The organism is Klebsiella sp. EMBS2024 (assembly GCF_036233805.1).
In the GTDB taxonomy this organism is placed as follows: Bacteria; Pseudomonadota; Gammaproteobacteria; order Enterobacterales; family Enterobacteriaceae; genus Klebsiella; species Klebsiella pneumoniae.
Genome location: NZ_JAZARW010000001.1, coordinates 34,184 through 55,079, shown reverse-complemented (window position 1 = coordinate 55,079; position 20,896 = coordinate 34,184). Strand labels below are relative to the sequence as shown.

Sequence of the window (20,896 nt, the reverse complement as noted above, 5' to 3'; positions counted from 1 at the left end):
ACATCATCCGCATTTGCGGTTAATCGAAATGGAAAAAGTATGAAGAACTGGAAAACGCTGCTTCTCGGTATCGCCATGATCGCGAATACCAGTTTCGCTGCCCCCCAGGTGGTCGATAAAGTAGCGGCCGTCGTCAATAATGGCGTCGTGCTGGAAAGCGACGTCGATGGTTTGATGCAATCGGTTAAGCTCAATGCTGGTCAGGCTGGCCAACAGCTGCCGGATGACGCCACCCTGCGCCATCAAATCCTCGAAAGACTGATCATGGACCAGATCGTGTTACAGATGGGGCAGAAGATGGGCGTGAAGATCTCTGACGACCAGCTCGATCAGGCTATCGCCAACATCGCCAAACAAAATAATATGACCTTGGATCAGATGCGCAGCCGTCTGGCCTATGAAGGCATCAACTACAACACCTACCGTAACCAGATCCGTAAAGAGATGCTGATTTCGGAAGTGCGTAACAATGAAGTGCGTCGTCGCATCACCGTGCTGCCGCAGGAAGTGGAAGCGCTGGCGAAACAGATCGGCGACCAGAACGACGCCAGCACCGAGCTCAACCTGAGCCACATCCTGATCCCGCTGCCGGAGAACCCGCCCTCTGATGAAGTCGCCGCGGCCCAGGAGCAAGCAAACTCCATCGTTGAGCAGGCGCGCAACGGCGCCAACTTCGGCAAACTGGCGATCACCTACTCCGCTGACCAACAGGCGCTGAAGGGTGGCCAGATGGGCTGGGGCCGTATCCAGGAGCTGCCGGGCATTTTCGCTCAGGCGTTAAGCACGGCGAAGAAAGGGGATATCGTCGGTCCGATTCGTTCCGGCGTTGGTTTCCACATTCTGAAAGTCAACGACCTGCGCGGTGGTACCCAGAATATCTCCGTTACCGAGGTTCACGCCCGTCATATTCTGCTGAAACCGTCGCCGATCATGAACGACGCCCAGGCTCAGGCTAAGCTGGAACAGATCGCAGCCGAGATTAAGAGCGGGAAAATCACGTTTGCTCAAGCGGCGAAAACCTATTCGGAAGATCCGGGTTCGGCAAACCAGGGCGGTGATTTAGGCTGGGCCACGCCGGACATCTTTGACCCGGCGTTCCGCGATGCGCTGATGCGTCTGAACAAAGGGCAGACCAGCGGACCGGTGCACTCTTCCTTTGGCTGGCATCTGATCGAACTGCTGGATAGCCGTCAGGTCGACAGAACCGACGCCGCGCAGAAAGATCGTGCTTACCGCATGCTGATGAACCGCAAATTCTCTGAAGAAGCGGCAACCTGGATGCAGGAACAGCGCGCCAGTGCGTATGTTAAAATTCTGAGCAACTAATATCGATGCCTGAAACCCGTAAAGTTGTTATCACTCCCGGCGAACCCGCCGGGATTGGCCCTGACCTGGTCGTGCAGCTTGCCCAGCGCGACTGGCCAGCTGAGCTGGTGATTTGCGCCGATGGCGCCCTGTTAACTGACCGAGCCAAGCGGCTCGGTCTTCCTTTATCTCTCCTCCCTTACGATCCCGCGCAACCTCCTGTTCCTCAGCGCGCCGGTACCCTGACGCTGCTGAACGTGCCGCTAAACGTCCCGGCGGAGCCCGGCGTACTGAATGTGCAAAACGGCGCCTACGTAGTGGAGACGCTGGCGCGCGCCTGCGACGGTTGCCTTAGCGGCGAGTTTGCGGCGTTAGTGACCGGCCCGGTGCATAAAGGCAACATCAACGACGCCGGTATCGCCTTTACCGGTCATACCGAGTTCTTTGAAGAGCGCGCGAAGGCCAGCAAAGTGGTGATGATGTTGGCGACCGAGGAGCTGCGGGTGGCGCTGGTCACCACCCATCTGCCGTTGAAAGCCATCAGCGAAGCGATTACCCCCGAGCTACTGCGCGAGATCATCACCATTCTCGATCACGACCTGCGCACGAAATTTGGCATTGCCCAGCCGCATGTGCTGGTTTGCGGGCTTAACCCGCACGCTGGCGAAGGCGGCCATATGGGAACAGAAGAGATAGACACCATCATTCCGGTGCTGGAAGAGATGCGCGCAAAGGGGATGAACCTCAGCGGTCCGCTGCCGGCAGACACCCTCTTTCAGCCAAAATATCTTGATCATGCCGATGCGGTACTCGCGATGTACCACGATCAGGGCCTGCCCGTGCTAAAATACCAGGGCTTTGGCCGCGGCGTGAACATTACGCTCGGTTTACCTTTTATTCGTACCTCCGTCGACCACGGCACCGCACTGGAATTAGCGGGCCAGGGAAAAGCGGACGTCGGCAGTTTTATCACGGCGCTTAATCTCGCCATCAAAATGATTGTTAATACCCAATGAATAATCGAGTCCATCAGGGCCATTTAGCCCGTAAACGCTTCGGGCAGAACTTCCTCAACGATCAGTTTGTGATCGACAGCATCGTCTCGGCGATTAACCCGCAGAAAGGCCAGGCGATGGTTGAAATCGGCCCCGGCCTGGCGGCCCTGACCGAGCCGGTCGGCGAACGCCTTGACCAGCTGACCGTCATCGAACTGGACCGCGATCTGGCGGCTCGCCTGCAGACGCATCCGTTCCTCGGTCCAAAGCTGACCATCTATCAGCAGGATGCGATGACCATGAACTTTGGCGAACTGGCGGAGAAAATGGGCCAGCCGCTGCGCGTCTTCGGCAACCTGCCGTACAATATCTCGACCCCGCTGATGTTCCATCTGTTCAGCTATACTGATGCCATCGCCGATATGCACTTTATGCTGCAGAAGGAAGTGGTGAATCGTCTGGTTGCCGGACCGAACAGTAAGGCGTATGGTCGGTTAAGCGTGATGGCGCAATATTATTGCCAGGTGATCCCGGTACTCGAAGTGCCGCCGAGCGCGTTTACCCCGCCGCCTAAGGTCGACTCCGCGGTGGTACGCCTGGTGCCGCACAGCACCATGCCGTATCCGGTCAAAGAGATCCGGGTGCTGAGCCGCATCACCACCGAAGCGTTCAACCAGCGCCGCAAGACTATCCGCAACAGTCTCGGCAATCTGTTCAGCGTGGAAGTGCTGACCGAGCTGGGCATCGACCCGGCCATGCGCGCCGAAAATATTTCCGTGGCGCAGTACTGCCTGATGGCCAACTGGCTGTCTGACAATCTGCCAACGAAGGAGAGCTAACCATGATTCATTCGCCCCGGATGTGTGTCCAGGTACAGAGCGTCTATATCGAATCGCAGTCTTCCCCGGAAGAAGAGCGCTACGTCTTCGCTTACACCGTCACCATTCGCAACCTGGGGCGGAGTCAGGTTCAGCTGCTTGGCCGCTACTGGCTCATCACTAACGGCCACGGTCGTGAGACTGAAGTTCAGGGTGAAGGGGTGGTCGGCGAGCAACCGCATATTCCCGCCGGCGGTGAATATCAATATACCAGCGGCGCAGTGATTGAAACGCCGCTGGGAACCATGCAGGGTCATTATGAGATGATCGATATCGACGGCGCGCCGTTCCGTATTGAGATCCCTGTTTTCCGTCTCGCAGTTCCAACGCTCATTCATTAAAACAATGTCAACATACCTTATTGGCGACGTTCACGGTTGCTACGATGAACTGATCGCATTATTAGCGCAGGTTGAATTCGATCCGCGGAGAGATACGCTGTGGCTGACCGGCGATCTGGTGGCCCGAGGCCCGGGATCGCTGGAGGTCCTGCGCTATGTCAAATCTCTGGGCGACAGCGTACGACTGGTGCTGGGCAACCATGACTTACACCTGCTGGCGGTCTTTGCCGGTATCAGCCGCAACAAGCCGAAGGATCGTCTGAAATCACTGCTGGAAGCGCCGGATGCCGATGAGCTGCTCAACTGGCTGCGTCGCCAGCCGCTGCTGCAGGTGGATGAAGAGAAAAAGCTGGTGATGGCCCACGCCGGCATTACCCCGCAGTGGGATCTGGAGACCGCCCAGCAGTGCGCGCGCGATGTTGAAGCAGTGCTCTCCAGCGACTCCTATCCTTTCTTCCTCGATGCCATGTACGGCGACATGCCGAACCACTGGAGCAACGAGCTGAGCGGCCTGGCGCGCCTGCGCTTTATCTCTAACGCCTTTACCCGCATGCGCTACTGTTTCCCGAACGGCCAGCTGGATATGTATTCGAAGGAAGCGCCCGAGGACGCCCCGGCGCCGCTGAAGCCGTGGTTTGCCATTCCCGGCCCGGTCAGCAATGCCTACAGCATTGCCTTTGGCCACTGGGCTTCGCTGGAGGGACGCGGCACGCCGGAGGGGATTTACGCCCTGGATACCGGCTGCTGCTGGGGCGGGGAACTCACCTGCCTGCGCTGGGAAGATAAGCAGTACTTCACCCAGCCGTCAAACCGGCAGAAAAGCCTCGACGAAGGCGAAGCCGTCGCGTCCTGACTCTTCCCGGATAGCGGCGCGTTGCGCCTTATCCGGGCTACCTGCGGCGTCGTTTTGTCGGGTGGCGGCTTACGCCTTACCCGACCTACATTTCCTTGCCATTTGTAGCCTTGGGCAGCGCTCCAGGAAGACGAAGCCCGCGATGGGAAACATGACGAGATACTGAGTGCGCCATCGTCGCGCAATTCATGCAAAAGAAAACCCCGGTCACGCCAGACTCGACCGGGGTTTTTTTATCGCTATCCTGCCCGCTTAACGGCGTTCGAGGATCTCAAAGCAGTAGCTATGGGAGTTCTGCGCGTCGGCGTCATGAAACTCGCTGAACACCGACTCCCATTCGTCCGGATCGTAATCCGGGAAATGGGTATCGCCTTCCACTTCCGCATCAATATGGGTCAAGTAGAGCTTCTGCGCTTTCGGCAGGAACTGCTCATACACCCGGCCGCCGCCGATCACCATAATCTCTTCCACATCGCCGCAGGCGGCAATTGCTTCTTCTACGGAGGAGACCCACTGCACGCGATCGTCGCTGCCGGGTTTGCTGCTGATCACGATATTTTTACGCCCCGGCAATGGGCGCCCAATGGATTCCCAGGTCAGACGCCCCATCACCACCGGCTTATTTAACGTGTTGCGTTTGAACCAGGCGAGATCGGCAGGCAGGTTCCATGGCATGGCGTTTTCCATACCAATGACGCGATCTACCGCTAACGCCGCAATCAGACTGATCATTCATTCATTCCCGAGTGCAAAAAATTGTCGCCACTATACGGAAAGCGTACAACTTCGTCGACTGGCCGGAGGGTAAAGAATAAGAAAATTTTCTGATTTGCTGGCAAGCCCACGTTCACACCGTGGGCCGCCAGAAGAGGATCCAAACGAAAACAAAATGTTACTGGTCAGCCTCAGGCTGAGGGCTTATTTTCCGGCTCATCGGCGATATCCCCGGTGTGCCTGCCCTCTTCCGTACCCTGCCAGCCATGACGCTGCACCAGCGACAGATGATGACGATCTTCGTTGATGATGCCGGTCAGCATATCGCTGGTCCGCTTGAAGACCGCCACCCGCGACGCGGCATCGTTTTCCGCCATCGCCACCATCTCTTCGACCATCTGCAGGTTGAATCGACGGAACAGATCGGCCCGCTCGCGCGCTTCATAGGCGCCGAGCCCCAGCGCCTCCAGCGTCATTCGGCCGGACTTCAGCGCCGCCTCGAAGGTTTCACGCTCCGGGGCCTCGACGCCAGCCTGGCGCAGCTGAATGTAATGATCGACATCGCGGGCGCGGGAGATGATCTGCAGATGCGGAAAATGCTCTTTTACCCTCGCCACCAGCTCCAGGCTGACGTGCGGATCGTCAATGGCATTGATCAGCACTTCCGCCTTTTCGGCCCCGGCCGATTCCAGCAGATCGACCCGGGTGGCATCGCCGTAGAAAACCTTCATATCAAATTTGCGCAGGGTATCGACATGGTCCGGGTCATGATCGAGGATCACCATCTTCACCCCGCTTGAGAGCAGCAATCGCCCGGCAATCTGCCCGAAGCGGCCAAAGCCGGCAACAATCACCCGCGGCTGCTCTTCATCAATCTCGTCAGCATCACGCGCCTGGCCGCTGGACGATTTCTCCAGACGGGTCAGCAGCACCAGCAGAATGGGGGTTGCCGCCATCGACAGGGCCACCGCCAGGGTCAACGCTTTTGCCCATTCGCCGTCCAGTACATCCGCCATCCGCGCGGCGCCAAACACCACAAACGCGAACTCACTCCNCTGCCCCAGCAGCACCGCAAACCAGCGGCGCTGGGCGCGCGGTACGCCAAGCGGCCTGGCGATAAGCCACAGCATCAGCATTTTTATCGCCAGGAAACCGACCAGCAAAATCACAATGCGCAGCGGATGGGTGACCAGGGTGCCGAAATCAATCGACATGCCGACGCCGATAAAGAACAGCCCCAGCAGCAGCCCTTTGAACGGCTCAATATCACTCTCCAGCGCATGACGATATTCGGAGCTGGCCAGCAGCACCCCGGCGAGAAACGCCCCCATCGCCATCGACAGCCCCACCTCTTCCAGCAATAAGCCAAAGCCGAAGACCAGGAACAGGGCCACGGCGCTGAACACTTCGCGCAGGCCGGAACGGGCGACAAAGCGCAGCAGCGGGCGGGTCAGATAGCGCCCAAGGACCACCACCAGCGCCAGCGCTGCGGCCACTTTCAGCGCGGAGAGGGCAAAAGCCATCAGCGAAGTGGCGCCGCCGCTGGCCGCCAGCAGCGGGATCATCGCCACCAGCGGGATCGCGGCGATATCCTGGAACAGCAGCACCGCAAAGGCGCTGCGCCCCATCTGCGACACCGTCAGATTGCGCTCATTCATCGCCTGCATAGCAATGGCTGTGGAAGAAAGCGCCAGAGTCATACCAATCAGCTCGGCCACCTGCCAGCGCAGGCCCAGCAGCATGCAGAACAGGCCGATCAACACCCCGCAGGCCACCATCTGTAGTGCGCCGCCGCCAAACACCGAGGCGCGTAGCTTCCATAAGCGCTGCGGATCGAGCTCCAGACCAATGACGAACAACATCAGCACCACGCCAATCTCGGCAAAGTGCAGAATCGCCTCGGCATCGGTCACCAGCCGCAGCGCCCACGGGCCGATAATACAGCCAGCGATGAGATAGCCCAGCACTGACCCAAGCCCCAGACGGACGGCGATGGGCACAATCAGCGCCGCGGCGCCGAGGTAAATCAACGCCTGTATCAGCGTATGGCTATCCATTCTGGTGTGCCTCCTGCCAGTCGATTAAGCGTTGACGATAGCGGCGGGCCTGCGCCTGCAGCGTTTCATCATCGCAGATAAAGGTGCAGTGCATAGCGAACGGCGGCAGCCACTTCATCCCGCAGTAAAGCGCGGTTGCCTGCAGAGGCTGCGCCAGCACCGGGAAACCGGGAAACGAACCGATATCAAAGTGGCTTTCACCGCCGCCGGTAGTGACCGCCCACATCAGCGATTTACCGCGCAGGGCAATACCGTTATGGCCATAGGCCCAACCGTGCGACAGCACCTTGTCCATCCACAGCTTGAGCAGCGGCGGTACGCTATACCACTGCATAGGATGCTGCCAGATAACCAGATCGGCACGGGCCAGCGCCGCCTGCTCGGCGGCAACATCGATATTAAAGTCGGGATAGAGTTGATAGAGGGAGCGTATCTCTACGCCTTCAAGCGTCCCTGCCTGTTCAAGCATTCGCTTATTCGCATGAGAATGCTGCGGATAAGGATGCGCATAAATTATCAGAATCATTGATTGGCCTGCGTTTGCTCTTGTCGTAATCAGCAAGAGTGTAGACAGTTAAGCGAACCGCTTACAATGATAACTGTGATTTATGTCGCGATGGCTTACGCAACGCGCGCCCTGAGGGTAAACGTCAGGCCTTAGTTATCCAGCTCGTCCATGGACTTCACCTGGTCGCGGTTAATCTGCTCCACGCGGCCGGTTTCGGCATTTTTGTATGAGACAAGGCCGGTGTCATCATCCACCTGCGGTTTGCCGCTGGTGACAATGGTCTTGCCGTCGGTGGTTTTGATTGACTGATTCGATGAGCAGCCGGCCACGAACATGATTGCCGTCGCTGCCAGTGCGGATGCCACCAGAATATTGTTCCGCATTGTATCCTCCTGTCTTTTCATCAATAGGTATCGTTATGGTGCTAACTATAGTTAGCCTGACCCGACAGGGGGTTAAAAGCAGAACTCTCTGAAGATGGCTGCGGCCAAAAAAAATAGGCTGACGATGTCGTCAGCCCAGGATTGTTGCTATCCGGCCAGGCCGGGAAGCTTATTTAGTGATTTGCGCGTGCATTTCCTGAACCGAAATCACCTTCTCGGTGGCGTCAGCGTTCAGCGCCATCGCGGTGGCAAAGCCGCCGTTCAGGGTGGTGTCGTAATGCACTTTGTACTGCAGCGCGCTGCGGCGAATCAGCTTGGAGTCTTCAATCGCCTGGCGACCTGCGGTGGTGTTGATGATGTAGGTATATTCGCCATTCTTGATGCGGTCCTGAATGTGCGGACGACCTTCATGCACCTTGTTCACCAGACGCGGGTTAATGCCCGCTTCACCCAGCACAATCGCCGTACCGTGAGTCGCATCCAGTTCGAAGCCAAACTTCAGCAGCTTCGCCGCCAGGTCAACCACGCGCTCTTTATCGCCTTCGCGGACGGAGAGCAGCGCGCGACCCTGTTTCTTCATGGTCGAGTTGCTGCCCAGCTGCGCTTTGGCGAACGCTTCGGCAAAGGTGCGGCCGACGCCCATCACTTCCCCGGTGGAGCGCATTTCTGGCCCTAACAGCGGGTCAACGCCCGGGAATTTATTGAACGGCAGGACCACCTCTTTCACCGAGTAGTACGGCGGGATGATCTCTTTGGTCACGCCCTGCTGCGCCAGTGTCTTACCGGCCATCACGCGCGCCGCCACTTTCGCCAGCGGTACGCCGGTGGCTTTGGAGACGAACGGTACGGTACGCGCCGCACGCGGGTTGACCTCAATCAGATAAACTTCGTTATCTTTCACCGCGAACTGGACGTTCATCAGGCCGCGAACCTGCAGCTCGAAGGCCAGCTTCTGCACCTGCTCGCGCATCACATCCTGAATCTCTTTGCTCAGGGTGTAGGCCGGCAGGGAACAGGCGGAGTCGCCGGAGTGGACGCCTGCCTGCTCGATATGCTCCATGATGCCGCCAATCAGCACCATTTCGCCATCGCAGATGGCATCGACATCCACTTCAATCGCATCGTCGAGGAAGCGATCCAGCAGCACCGGCGCGTCGTTGGAGACGCTGACCGCGGTCTGGAAGTAGCGGCGCAGATCCTGCTCGTCATAGACGATCTCCATCGCCCGGCCGCCGAGCACATAAGACGGACGCACCACCAGCGGGTAGCCAATCTCTTTCGCTTTCTCTACCGCCTGCTCAATGGCGGTGACGGTGGCGTTCGCCGGCTGCTTCAGCTTCAGACGGTCAACCGCGTGCTGGAAGCGCTCACGGTCTTCCGCCCGGTCGATAGCGTCCGGACTGGTACCGATAACCGGCACGCCGGCAGCTTCCAGGGCACGAGCCAGCTTCAGCGGGGTCTGGCCGCCGTACTGGACGATAACGCCTTTTGGCTTCTCGATGCGCACGATTTCCAGCACGTCTTCCAGGGTCACCGGCTCAAAATACAGACGGTCGGAGGTGTCGTAGTCGGTAGAGACGGTTTCCGGGTTACAGTTGACCATGATGGTCTCGTAACCGTCCTCGCGCAGCGCCAGCGAGGCGTGTACGCAGCAGTAGTCGAATTCGATACCCTGCCCGATACGGTTCGGGCCGCCGCCGAGGACCATAATTTTATCGCGGTCAACGGACGGGTTGGACTCACACTCTTCTTCATAAGTGGAGTACATGTAGGCGGTATCGGTAGCAAATTCCGCAGCGCAGGTGTCCACGCGCTTGTAGACCGGGTGCAGGTCATACTGGTCGCGCAGCTTGCGGATTTCCGCTTCCCGCACGCCCGCCAGCTTCGCCAGACGCGCATCGGCAAAGCCTTTACGCTTCAGGGTGCGCAGGAAGTCAGCGTCGAGGCCGTTGATGCCCACTTCCGCCACTTTCTCTTCCAGACGGACCNGCTCTTCAATCTGTACCAGGAACCAGCGGTCGATGTTGGTCAGGTTGAAGACGCCGTCAACCGAGAGGCCCGCGCGGAACGCGTCAGCGATATACCAGATACGCTCAGCGCCGGCATCTTTCAGCTCGCGGCGGATTTTGGTCAGCGCTTCCGGATCGTCGAGGCTCACTTTCGGGTCGAAGCCGGTAGCGCCCACTTCCAGACCGCGCAGCGCTTTCTGCAAGGATTCCTGCTGGGTACGGCCAATCGCCATCACTTCGCCGACAGACTTCATCTGGGTGGTCAGACGGTCGTTGGCGCCGGCGAATTTTTCAAAGTTAAAGCGTGGGATTTTAGTGACCACGTAGTCGATGGACGGTTCAAAGGAAGCCGGGGTGCGGCCGCCGGTGATGTCGTTCATCAGCTCGTCAAGGGTATAACCTACCGCCAGCTTGGCTGCCACTTTAGCAATCGGGAAGCCGGTGGCCTTAGAGGCCAGCGCCGAGGAGCGGGAGACGCGCGGGTTCATTTCGATAACGATCAGGCGACCGTTTTTCGGGTTAACCGCGAACTGCACGTTAGAGCCGCCGGTTTCGACGCCGATTTCACGCAGCACCGCCATCGAGGCGTTACGCATGATCTGGTACTCTTTGTCGGTCAGGGTCTGCGCCGGGGCAACGGTGATGGAGTCACCGGTGTGGATCCCCATGGCGTCGAAGTTTTCGATGGAGCAGACGATGATGCAGTTATCGTTCTTATCGCGCACCACTTCCATCTCGTACTCTTTCCAGCCGATCAGCGATTCATCGATCAGCAGTTCGTTGGTCGGAGAGAGATCCAGGCCGCGTTCGCAAATTTCTTCGAACTCTTCGCGGTTATAGGCGATACCGCCGCCGGTGCCGCCCATGGTGAAGGACGGACGGATGATGCACGGGAAACCAACGTCGGCGGCAACCGCCAGCGCCTCTTCCATCGTGTGGGCGATACCAGAGCGCGCGGTGTCGAGGCCGATTTTTTTCATTGCGATATCGAAACGGCGACGGTCTTCGGCTTTATCAATCGCATCGGCGGTGGCACCAATCATGGTCACGCCGAATTCAGCCAGTACCCCCTGACGCTCCAGCTCGAGCGCGCAGTTCAGCGCCGTCTGGCCGCCCATGGTCGGCAGCACCGCATCCGGGCGCTCTTTTTCGATGATTTTACGCACCACTTCCCAGTGAATCGGCTCGATGTAGGTGGCATCGGCCATTTCCGGGTCGGTCATGATGGTCGCCGGGTTAGAGTTCACCAGGATAACGCGGTAGCCCTCTTCGCGCAGCGCTTTACAGGCCTGGGCGCCGGAGTAGTCAAACTCACACGCCTGACCGATAACAATCGGGCCCGCGCCCAGAATCAGGATACTTTTTATGTCTGTACGTTTTGGCATTGCTTTCTTCTCCGAAGAACCTGTTTATGGTCGTCGCGAGCGATGGGTAGACAAGGAAAAAATTTGTGAGAAAGCGCAGTTTACAAAACGTAAATGAGCATTTTGAACAAATTTTTAACGCCGTATTCCCGAGCACAGCAGAACATAAACAGGTTCTGATTATTTCGCGGACTGACGGTAGAGCTCAATTAACTCGATAAAGTGGTCGAACAGCGGCGCGGCATCGTGCGGCCCCGGGCTCGCTTCAGGGTGCCCCTGGAAGCTGAACGCCGGTTTGTCGGTACGATGGATCCCCTGCAGGGTGCCGTCGAACAGCGACTTATGGGTCACGCGCAGGTTGGCCGGCAGCGTCGCCTCATCTACGGCGAAACCATGGTTCTGGGCAGTGATCATCACCACGTTGTTATCAATATCTTTCACCGGGTGGTTGCCGCCGTGGTGGCCGAACTTCATCTTAATGGTCTTGGCACCGCTCGCCAGCGCCAGTAGCTGATGGCCAAGGCAGATGCCGAATACCGGAATATCGGTCTCAAGGAATTTTTCAATCGCCTCGATAGCGTAATCGCACGGCGCCGGGTCGCCAGGGCCGTTGGAGAGGAAGATACCGTCCGGATTGAGCGCCAGCACGTCCGCGGCGGAGGTCTTCGCCGGCACCACCGTCAGGCGGCAGCCGCGGTCAACCAGCATGCGCAGGATGTTGCGTTTCGCGCCGAAGTCATATGCCACAACGTGGAACGGCAGCTCGCTTTCCGCTTTCGCTTCCGGCAGGTCGCCCGCCAGGGTCCAGCTGCCTTGCGTCCAGCTATAGGTTTCTGCGGTGGTCACTTCCTTCGCCAAGTCCATGCCGTTCAGGCCCGGGAACGCTTTCGCTTTTTCCAGCGCCAGCTGGGCATCCGGGCTGTCGCCCGCGATGATGCAGCCGTTCTGCGCCCCTTTCTCACGCAGCAGACGCGTCAGCTTGCGGGTATCGATATCGGCAATCGCCACGATGTTATGGCGCTTCAGATAAGAAGAGAGGTCTTCAGTACTGCGGAAGTTGCTGGCAATCAGCGGCAGGTCGCGAATAACCAGACCCTGCGCATGTACCTGAGAAGATTCTTCATCGGCGGCGTTGGTGCCGACATTACCAATATGAGGATAAGTAAGAGTGACGATTTGGCGGGAATAGGAAGGATCAGTGAGGATTTCTTGATAACCGGTCATTGAAGTATTGAAAACGACTTCCCCAACCGCCGTGCCGGTTGCCCCGATGGCCCGACCGTGAAACTGGGTTCCGTCTTCCAGAACCAATAGCGCTGACTTAATCAAAACATCCTCCAGAGAATATCCACTCACTTTATTTGCATATTAATTCATAAACACGATCTGAATCAATGCAAATCTGTTGCCCGCAGATTTTTGGCAAACGGCGGCATTCTGGAGAGATGTCGGATAAAAGTCAACTTAAAGCGGATATTTTTAATGTCATTTTACGCCACTGGTGCGTAACACGTGATTTTTACGCCAAAAAGATCAACAAACCTGGCTGAGAAAACGCTTGCGGATGTGGAAGAGTGTAAAACAGAGGGATGATCGACAAAAAAGTGGACCAGATGGTCAAAATTTACATTTAATTCACTAAAAAACACGCTAATATTGTATTTTTTACGCATTAGACTTAAGAAATACACCGTAATTCGCAAAAATAAAAAAGGGCAACAAAATATTGCCCCTTGCATCAATAACTTATTGATAGCAATAACCACATCACGATGGGTAATAATCGTTATAAACTATTCAGATCCAGCACATCACGCATATCAAACAGGCCATTTTTCTTGTCTTTCAGCCATAATGCTGAACGAACGGCGCCATTTGCAAAGGTCATGCGGCTGGACGCTTTATGGGTGATTTCAATACGCTCACCGATGTCAGCAAACATTGCCGTATGCTCCCCGACGATATCCCCCGCGCGAACGGTCGCGAAGCCGATGGTGCCCGGGACGCGTTCGCCAGTGTAGCCTTCACGACTGTAGACCGCGCAGTCCTTAAGATCTTTGTTCAATGCCCCGGCGATCGCTTCGCCCATCGCCAGCGCGGTGCCTGACGGCGCATCCACTTTATGCCGGTGGTGCGCTTCGATAATTTCGATGTCGGTATAGTCGCCCATCACCTTCGCCGCCTTCTCCAGCAGCTTCAACAGGACGTTGACGCCAACGCTAAAGTTAGCGGCGAAGACAATGGCAATGTCCTGCGCGGCATCGCGAATCGCCTGTTTGCCAGCGTCGTCAAAACCGGTGGTGCCGATGACCATCCCTTTGCCGTGCTCGCGGCAAAACGCCAGATGGTTCAGCGTGCCTTCCGGGCGGGTAAAATCGATCAACACGTCGAAATCATCTTTTACCGCCGCCAGGCTGCTCTGCACCGCGACGCCCGCTTTGCCGGCGCCCGCCAGCTCGCCGGCGTCGCTGCCCACCAGGCTTGACCCTTCACGCTCCAGCGCCGCGCCCAGCGCCACGCCTTCCATCTGCAATGCAGCCTGAATTAACTGGCGTCCCATCCGGCCGCCCGCGCCGGCGATGGCCACGCGGATTTGTGCATCATGCATAGCTATTCTCTTTTGTTAACATTACGTAAATTGTTTTCAGAGTAACCAGCCCGTCAGCGGGCCGCTACTCAAAAACGCCGATAATTAGAAATTTATGACAAACGGCGGACGATATCAGTAAAAACTATACGATTGTGCCGCGATTCCGTGTTTACCGGATGACAACCGGGAAGGCTAATGATGGCGCCCTCGCCCGTACAGTGCGGGCGAAGGCGGTATTGCAGTGGGTTACAGCGGGAAAAGCGCGCCGGCGGGAAACGCGGATAAAAACCAGGTCACCGCCAACAGATCGGCGCTGCCGCCAGGGCTGAGATGGCGGGCAATCAGCTCATCGTCAAACTGTCGCAGCGCCTCCAGCCCGCCGTCCGCCAGCACGCCGCCCTGCCACAGCAGTCGCTGCGCCTCCTGCTGGACAAAGTTCAGCCCGGCAAGCCCGCCGCGCGAGACCAGGTTGGTGTCATCATTCNACGCCATCAGATGCAGCAGGGTTTGCAGTAGCGCCAGATTACTGTCGCCGGTCTCTTCCATCATGCGGGTAAAGACTGGCATGGCCTGGGTACGCACCGTCAGGAAACCGCTCTCCGCCTCGCCGCGGGCCCCGGAGAGACCATAGCGCAGAAAATGAGCCTCGCCTTTACTGAGCCGTTCCCCGCCAGCAGAAGACAACTCCTGCATAACCATGCCGCGACAGAAGCGCGCCACCTGGTCGCAAAGCCGGTGCTGCTCTATCGGCTCACCTTTCGACACCAGCCTGCCCGCCGCCGCGCTGAGCAGGCCAAAAGCGAAGATCGCCCCGCGATGGGTATTCACCCCGCCGGTGGCCTCCAGCATATCGTTCTCACAGGCCATCCCTACCGGGCGCAGCATCATCAATACCTGCTCCGGCGCGACCGCCGCAGTATCGTGGCCCATGATGAAAAATTTCTCCATCCACGGAGCCACCACCGCGGTGCTGGCCTCAAACGAGGCCAGATCCATATCCCAGTGCGCGCCAGCGTTACGAATATCCACCAACCCGGGCTTTGGGGTCAGGCGAACTTCGGTCAACAGCGCGCGCTCTACCGCGCTGACCACCTCTTCGGCACTCAGTGGCTTCACGCGCCGCACACGCGCAGGATTAATTAACACGTCGCTCATGGCCTTTCCCCTCTGCGTTTAGTCGCTGTTTTTCACCTGATGAATCACATCGATGACCGAACCGTCGCGATAGCGCACCACCGCCACCACCCGATCGGTGAATTCGATCGGCTGCGGCTTGCCAGTCAACAGCTCAGCACGCTGCTGCAGTTCCTCAATGGTCATCAGCGGAATGCCTGCGCTGCGCAAATTGTCGATCAGGTCCTGACGTGCCGGGTTGACCGCAATGCCGTGGTCAGTGACCAGCACATCCACGCTGGCCCCCGGCGTGACGCGGGTCAGCACCTTTTCCACGACGCAGGGAATACGGCCGCGAACTAACGGCGCGGTAATAATGGTCAAATCCGCACCGGCGGCGGTATCGCTATGGCCACCGGACGCCCCGCGCAGCACACCGTTAGAACCGGTCATCACGTTAACGTTAAAGTCGATATCAATTTCCAGCGCGCTGAGCATCACCACGTTTAAGCGCTCGCAGGAGGCGCCTTTGGAGCCCGGGCTGGCATACTGATTGGTGGAGATCTCGACATGGTTCGGGTTCTGCGCCAGCGAACGCGCCGCGTCGCCATCGAAGGACTGGGTATCGAGCAGCGTTTTGATCAACCCTTTTTCGTGCAAATCGACCATCGTCCCGGTGATACCGCCGAGGCCGAAGCTGGCGGTAATGCCGTTACGGCGCATTTTATCTTCAAGGAAGCGAGTTACTGCCAGCGAGGCGCCGCCGGTACCGGTCTGCAGCGAGAAACCCTCTTTAAAGTAACCGGAGTGCTCAACCACTTTCGCCGCCTGGCGGGCGATCAGCAGCTCGCGCGGGTTGCTGGTCAGACGGATGGCACCCGCGGTAATTTTTTGCGGATCGCCGACTTCATCTACCTGGACTATCAGATCCACCTGATCCTGGGCAATACTGGCCGGATAGTTAGGATAATCCACCCACTCTTCGGTGAGCAGCACCACGCATTTAGCGTGCTCGGCATCGACGCGCGCGTAGCCCAGCGAACCGCAGCGTGATTTACCGCTAAAGCCGTTGGCGTTGCCAAACTCATCGCAGCAAGGAACGCCGAGAAACGCGACATCAATCGACAGCTCGCCGCTTTGAATCAGCTGTACGCGACCGCCGTGGGAGTGGATCTGCACCGGGTTTTCCATTAAACCGGCGGAGATCTCCTCGCCCAACTTGCCGCGCAGGCCGGAGGTGTAGATCTGGCGGATCACGCCATTTTTAATATGCTCGATCAGCGGCCAGTGGGCGTCGATCAGCGAACTGGACGCCAGGGTGAGATCGCGAAAACCCATTTCCGCCAGCTTCGCCACTACCATATTGACGACTTTGTCACCGCCGCGAAACGCGTGGTGAAACGAGATGGTCATGCCGTTTTGCAGGCCGGAGCGACGAATCGCCGTTTCCAGCGAATCGCAGATTTTGCGCTGGCGCTTTTCGCTCTCACTCGCCAGCCAGGGACTTTTCGCCGTTACGCCGGCATAAGGTGTCAGTCCATTCGGCATCACGTACTGCTGATTAAGCATTGCTACTGTCTCTTTCATCTTATTCCCCTTAATCACGAATACCGGAAGCCGAGAGCGCCACCACTTTGCGAGCATGGTCGATAATCGGTCCATCGATCATCTTGCCGTTCAGCGATACCACACCCAGACCTCGCGTTTCGGCTTCTTCCGCCGCGGCAATCACTTCCAGCGCGTGATCGACCTCTTTGCGCGTCGGGGCATAGACCTGATGCAGGAGTTCAATTTGTCGTGGGTTAACCAACGATTTGCCGTTAAAGCCGAGGTTTTTGGCCAGATTCGCTTCCGCCAGGAAGCCCTCTTCATTATTGATATCCGACCACACCACGTCATAGGCGGCGATGCCGGCAACGCGGGCGGCATGCAGTACAGCGCAGCGGGCGTAGAACAGTTCAGTACCGTCGCCGCGGGAGGTGCCCATATCCATCACGTAATCGAAGGCCGCCAGCGCGATCGCCGCCAGACGCGGGCTGGCACGGGCGATTTCCACCGCGTTCACCACGCCCAGCGCCGACTCGATCGCCGCCATTAACTTGGTGCTGCCCACTTCCCGGCCGCACTCGCGTTCAATCCGCTCAACATGCGCTTCCAGCTCATGGATATCTTCTTTGCTGTCGGTTTTCGGCAGACGCACCATATCCACGCCCGCGCGGACTACCGCTTCAAGGTCGGCAAGACCGAACGGCGTATTCAGCGGGTTAATGCGCACCACGGTTTCGATATCCTGATACAGTGGATGCTGCAGCGCCTGATACACCAGCAGACGAGCGGTATCTTTCTCGCGCAGCGAAACGGCATCTTCCAGGTCGAACATCACCGCATCGGCGCCGTAGACGAATGACGTGCTTAACATGGCGGCATTGGCGCCAGGGATGAACAACATACTGCGACGTGGTTTCATAGCTGGCTCCATTGTAATTGGGTCTGTTGCGCCGCGCGCAGCGCCGCGGCCTGTACGCGAGCTCGCAAAACACATTCCAGCGCGCCTTTATCATCGACCACCACGTTGGCCTGTTTCACGCCAAGCTGAGCCAGCGTTTCTCTCACTACCTGCTCAATCGCAGCGCCAAACTGTTGTTTCACAATGCTGTCGATTTCCAGCTGAATGCCCGGCTGCGCCGCCGGTCCAATCCTGACCATCACATCGCTGGACTCCAGCGTGCCGGCCAAGGCGTCAATCTTCATTTCCATAGGGGAAAATCCTTAGTTAGGGCATAAAAATCAGGCGGTTTGATGTTCGCTTTCCGCCAGTTGCATCAGAAAAGAGAGGGTCCCCGGCGGCACCAGCGCCGCGACCGCCTGCCAGTTGCGCTGTCGATAGAGTTCGCGCACTCGGGAGGCCGACACGGGTCCACCATTTTTTTCGATTCGCGCAAGCTCAACTACTTCAATGGGCGGCGCGTCGCCTGGCGCTTCCAGTAGTGACTTCATGCGCTGGTTGTAATTACGGGTCAGGGGACACAACGGCTCGGTGCCGACAAAGCGATGGGTAATCTGCAGCGCCGGGGCCAGGCGCTCGCGGAAGAGCTGCAGGTCAATCTGGCTGTGGCAGTCATCAACCACCCCTTGCTCTTTCAGGAAATAGCCGGGGAACGTCGCCCGCGAGATCAGATACGCCGAACCGGGATGCAGCGTCACCTTATCGATGCCGGTAATCCCCTGTTCAATGAGCTTGAAGCGATCGTGATAGGAAAAGCAGGACGCATCTTCTTTGACCACAAACAGATGCAGCCAGTCGCACTGGCTGGCCGCCTGTTCTACCAACCAGCGGTGGCCGAGGGTGAATGGATTGGCGTTCATCACGATAGCGCCGATTTTTCTTCCCGGCTGACGGTACATCGCCAGCTGTCGGCAGTAACGAGTCAGTCGTTCGCGGCTATTTTCCATTAGCACGGCGCGGTCGCCCGCCTGGGCTATCGGCCAGAAGCCGGCGCCGGAAAATAACGCAGCATTGCAAGGTTTAGTGAACAAAAACAGTTCGCTGCGCCCCAGCTCATAGGCCAGCGTCAGGAGCTCGGTCAGTAATTTAAGGCTCAGCCCCTCCCCCTGCAGCGAGGGATCGATGGCGATGCATTTCAGCACATTGCCGGCGATAGCACCGCAGCCGACCAGCCGCTGCTGATACTCGGCGATAATCGCCATTTCGCAGTCGGCCTCTAACGACAGTTGATGCTGGCGGAGAAACCGATCGATCGCCTCTCGCCGCGGTTTATCTTTTAATAGTTGAACGCGTTTTAATATCAGTGTCATTTTTTAGCGCTTCGTCATTTCAAAACGAACTGTATTTCGCCAGCGTTCGGCTATGGATTCTTGTATTTAAGCCACAGTTTTTCTCGTGGCTTAATTGGCTTTATGGTTTTTATGTTGTTAATTAATTCAGAATCATAAAAACAATTAAATTAATAAAAAACACGAGTATTCAGTGAAGATAATCACACCTTACCCCTGGATCTATTTATTACTATGCGCCGGTCTTACTACTCCATCAATAAACAGGATAACGTTTATGACTAACATGAGTCAGGCTCCGGCGACGGAGAAAAAGGGCGTTAGCGATCTGCTGGGATTTAAAATCTTCGGCATGCCGCTCCCCCTTTACGCATTTGCGTTAATTACACTATTACTTTCACATTTTTATAACGCTTTACCCACCGATATCGTCGGCGGCTTTGCCATCATGTTTATTATCGGCGCTATATTCGGGGAAATTGGCAAGCGCCTGCCAATATTCAACAAATATATCGGTGGCGCTCCGGTGATGATTTTCCTGGTGGCGGCTTATTTTGTCTATGCCGGTATTTTTACGCAGAAAGAAATCGATGCTATCAGCAACGTTATGGATAAGAGTAACTTCCTTAACTTATTCATCGCGGTATTAATTACCGGAGCAATTCTGTCGGTAAACCGCCGCCTGCTGCTGAAATCACTGCTCGGCTATATTCCAACTATCCTGATGGGCATTGTCGGCGAGTCTATTTTTGGCATCGCTATCGGCCTGGTGTTCGGTATTCCAGTGGATCGCATCATGATGCTGTACGTCCTGCCGATCATGGGTGGCGGCAACGGCGCGGGCGCGGTCCCCCTGTCGGAGATTTACCACTCCGTCACCGGTCGTTCTCGCGAAGAGTATTACTCAACCGCTATCGCTATTCTGACCATCGCTAACATCTTCGCCATCGTCTTTGCCGCCGTCCTCGATATCATCGGCAAAAAACACGCCTGGCTGAGCGGCGAAGGGGAACTGGTGCGTAAAGCCTCGTTCAAAGTGGAAGAAGATGAGAAAGCGGGACAAATCACCCATCGCGAAACCGCCGTCGGTCTGGTGCTGTCCACTACCTGCTTCCTGCTGGCCTACGTCGTGGCGAAGAAAATTCTGCCCAGCATTGGCGGTGTGGCTATTCACTATTTCGCGTGGATGGTGCTGATCGTCGCCGCGCTGAACGCCTCCGGGCTGTGCTCACCGGAAATCAAAGCCGGTGCTAAACGCTTGTCTGATTTCTTCTCCAAACAGCTGCTGTGGGTGCTGATGGTCGGGGTCGGCGTCTGCTACACCGACCTACAGGAAATTATCAACGCCATCACCTTCGCTAACGTTGTTATCGCCGCCATTATCGTTATCGGTGCGGTGCTCGGCGCGGCGATCGGTGGCTGGCTGATGGGCTTCTTCCCAATAGAATCGGCCATCACTGCAGGCCTGTGTATGGCCAACCGCGGCGGCTCCGGCGACCTGGAAGTTCTCTCTGCCTGTAACCGTATGAACCTTATCTCTTATGCGCAAATCTCCTCCCGTTTGGGCGGCGGTATTGTGCTGGTCATCGCCAGCATCGTGTTCGGCATGATGATTTAACCCATACGCACGATGGCACGTTGAACTGACAGGTGAAGAACGAATCAGGGTCCCATGCCGGGAGCGGCAGAGGGAAATCCACCCTGCTCCTTAGCCGGAAACGCCAGAAACCTTGTCAGACAGCGCGTCATCGTGCCCCTATTTGAGATGTATAAATGACTGACAATGCCATCCTGTTAGGCGAAGGCTTCACCCTGATGTTTCTCGGCATGGGCTTTGTGCTGGCGTTTCTGCTGCTGCTCATCTTTGCCATCCGGGGAATGTCCCTCGCCGTCAACCGCCTGTTTCCCGAGCCGCCCGCCGCTCCCGCAGCGACGCCGGCCGCCGTCGCGCCCGCCGACGATTTCGCCCGCCTGAAGCCGGCGATTGTCGC

Annotated in this window: 19 protein-coding genes; 7 read left to right on the top strand and 12 right to left on the bottom strand. The window is 57.3% G+C overall.

The genetic code is table 11. The annotated features are described in order from the left end of the window. Positions 1-39 precede the first annotated feature (39 nt). From surA to apaH, 5 genes are read left to right on the top strand one after another with little or no spacing between them, the layout of a single operon-like run. Entirely contained in the window at positions 40-1,326 is a 1,287-nt protein-coding gene (gene surA, locus VZP09_RS00265) for a peptidylprolyl isomerase SurA (RefSeq protein WP_328794820.1), read from the top strand. A 5-nt stretch (positions 1,327-1,331) separates the two neighbouring features. Then, complete coding sequence (pdxA, locus tag VZP09_RS00260; protein WP_009485687.1) at positions 1,332-2,321, top strand: 4-hydroxythreonine-4-phosphate dehydrogenase PdxA; 990 nt, start codon at positions 1,332-1,334, stop codon at positions 2,319-2,321. Then, positions 2,318-3,139, top strand: coding sequence for a 16S rRNA (adenine(1518)-N(6)/adenine(1519)-N(6))-dimethyltransferase RsmA (rsmA, locus tag VZP09_RS00255; protein WP_002888324.1), 822 nt, complete (start codon positions 2,318-2,320; stop codon positions 3,137-3,139). Before pdxA ends, rsmA begins: the two co-directional genes overlap by 4 nt. A 2-nt stretch (positions 3,140-3,141) precedes the next feature. Continuing rightward, entirely contained in the window at positions 3,142-3,519 is a 378-nt protein-coding gene (apaG, locus tag VZP09_RS00250; RefSeq protein WP_064277469.1) for a Co2+/Mg2+ efflux protein ApaG, read from the top strand. 4 nt (positions 3,520-3,523) lie between these two features. Continuing rightward, complete coding sequence (gene apaH / locus VZP09_RS00245) at positions 3,524-4,372, top strand: bis(5'-nucleosyl)-tetraphosphatase (symmetrical) ApaH (RefSeq protein WP_004177431.1); 849 nt, start codon at positions 3,524-3,526, stop codon at positions 4,370-4,372. A 252-nt stretch (positions 4,373-4,624) separates the two neighbouring features. Here apaH and folA read toward each other — a convergent pair whose 3' ends face one another. From folA to citC, 12 genes are all read right to left on the bottom strand, one after another. Further along, on the bottom strand, positions 4,625-5,104 hold the full coding sequence (folA, locus tag VZP09_RS00240; protein WP_002888320.1) for a type 3 dihydrofolate reductase: 480 nt from the start codon (positions 5,102-5,104) through the stop codon (positions 4,625-4,627). Positions 5,105-5,277: 173 nt separating this feature from the next. Next, positions 5,278-7,143 carry a glutathione-regulated potassium-efflux system protein KefC gene (gene kefC / locus VZP09_RS00235; protein WP_328794819.1) on the bottom strand — a complete coding sequence of 622 codons (1,866 nt, stop codon included), beginning with the start codon at positions 7,141-7,143 and terminating at the stop codon, positions 5,278-5,280. Continuing rightward, on the bottom strand, positions 7,136-7,669 hold the full coding sequence (kefF, locus tag VZP09_RS00230; protein ID WP_002888068.1) for a glutathione-regulated potassium-efflux system oxidoreductase KefF: 534 nt from the start codon (positions 7,667-7,669) through the stop codon (positions 7,136-7,138). Before kefF ends, kefC begins: the two co-directional genes overlap by 8 nt. 131 nt (positions 7,670-7,800) lie before the next feature. Further along, complete coding sequence (locus VZP09_RS00225; protein WP_002888059.1) at positions 7,801-8,034, bottom strand: YgdI/YgdR family lipoprotein; 234 nt, start codon at positions 8,032-8,034, stop codon at positions 7,801-7,803. Positions 8,035-8,203: 169 nt separating this feature from the next. Continuing rightward, the gene (gene carB / locus VZP09_RS00220) at positions 8,204-11,428 is read right to left on the bottom strand and encodes a carbamoyl-phosphate synthase large subunit (protein WP_328794818.1); all 3,225 of its coding nucleotides are present in this window, start codon (positions 11,426-11,428) and stop codon (positions 8,204-8,206) included. A gap of 159 nt (positions 11,429-11,587) precedes the next feature. Next, positions 11,588-12,736 carry a glutamine-hydrolyzing carbamoyl-phosphate synthase small subunit gene (carA, locus tag VZP09_RS00215; RefSeq protein ID WP_004177433.1) on the bottom strand — a complete coding sequence of 383 codons (1,149 nt, stop codon included), beginning with the start codon at positions 12,734-12,736 and terminating at the stop codon, positions 11,588-11,590. Between the two features lie 457 nt (positions 12,737-13,193). After that, a complete protein-coding gene (gene dapB / locus VZP09_RS00210) occupies positions 13,194-14,015 on the bottom strand; it encodes a 4-hydroxy-tetrahydrodipicolinate reductase (protein ID WP_004177440.1) in 822 nt (273 codons plus the stop codon). Positions 14,016-14,243: 228 nt separating this feature from the next. Next, a complete protein-coding gene (gene citG / locus VZP09_RS00205; protein WP_328794817.1) occupies positions 14,244-15,152 on the bottom strand; it encodes a triphosphoribosyl-dephospho-CoA synthase CitG in 909 nt (302 codons plus the stop codon). A gap of 18 nt (positions 15,153-15,170) precedes the next feature. Then, the gene (citF, locus tag VZP09_RS00200) at positions 15,171-16,697 is read right to left on the bottom strand and encodes a citrate lyase subunit alpha (RefSeq protein WP_032410804.1); all 1,527 of its coding nucleotides are present in this window, start codon (positions 16,695-16,697) and stop codon (positions 15,171-15,173) included. Positions 16,698-16,707: 10 nt separating this feature from the next. After that, complete coding sequence (gene citE, locus VZP09_RS00195) at positions 16,708-17,577, bottom strand: citrate (pro-3S)-lyase subunit beta (protein ID WP_004151372.1); 870 nt, start codon at positions 17,575-17,577, stop codon at positions 16,708-16,710. Next, on the bottom strand, positions 17,574-17,867 hold the full coding sequence (citD, locus tag VZP09_RS00190; protein WP_004151373.1) for a citrate lyase acyl carrier protein: 294 nt from the start codon (positions 17,865-17,867) through the stop codon (positions 17,574-17,576). Before citD ends, citE begins: the two co-directional genes overlap by 4 nt. A gap of 30 nt (positions 17,868-17,897) precedes the next feature. Further along, positions 17,898-18,926, bottom strand: coding sequence for a [citrate (pro-3S)-lyase] ligase (gene citC / locus VZP09_RS00185; RefSeq protein ID WP_004222626.1), 1,029 nt, complete (start codon positions 18,924-18,926; stop codon positions 17,898-17,900). 256 nt (positions 18,927-19,182) lie between these two features. Between citC and citS the strand changes: the two genes are divergently transcribed. Further along, positions 19,183-20,523 (top strand): citrate/sodium symporter CitS, encoded by a 1,341-nt coding sequence (gene citS, locus VZP09_RS00180; protein WP_328794816.1) that lies wholly within the window; start codon positions 19,183-19,185, stop codon positions 20,521-20,523. Between the two features lie 155 nt (positions 20,524-20,678). Continuing rightward, a partial coding sequence (locus VZP09_RS00175; protein ID WP_328794815.1) for an oxaloacetate decarboxylase subunit gamma occupies positions 20,679-20,896 on the top strand: 218 nt, incomplete at its 3' end.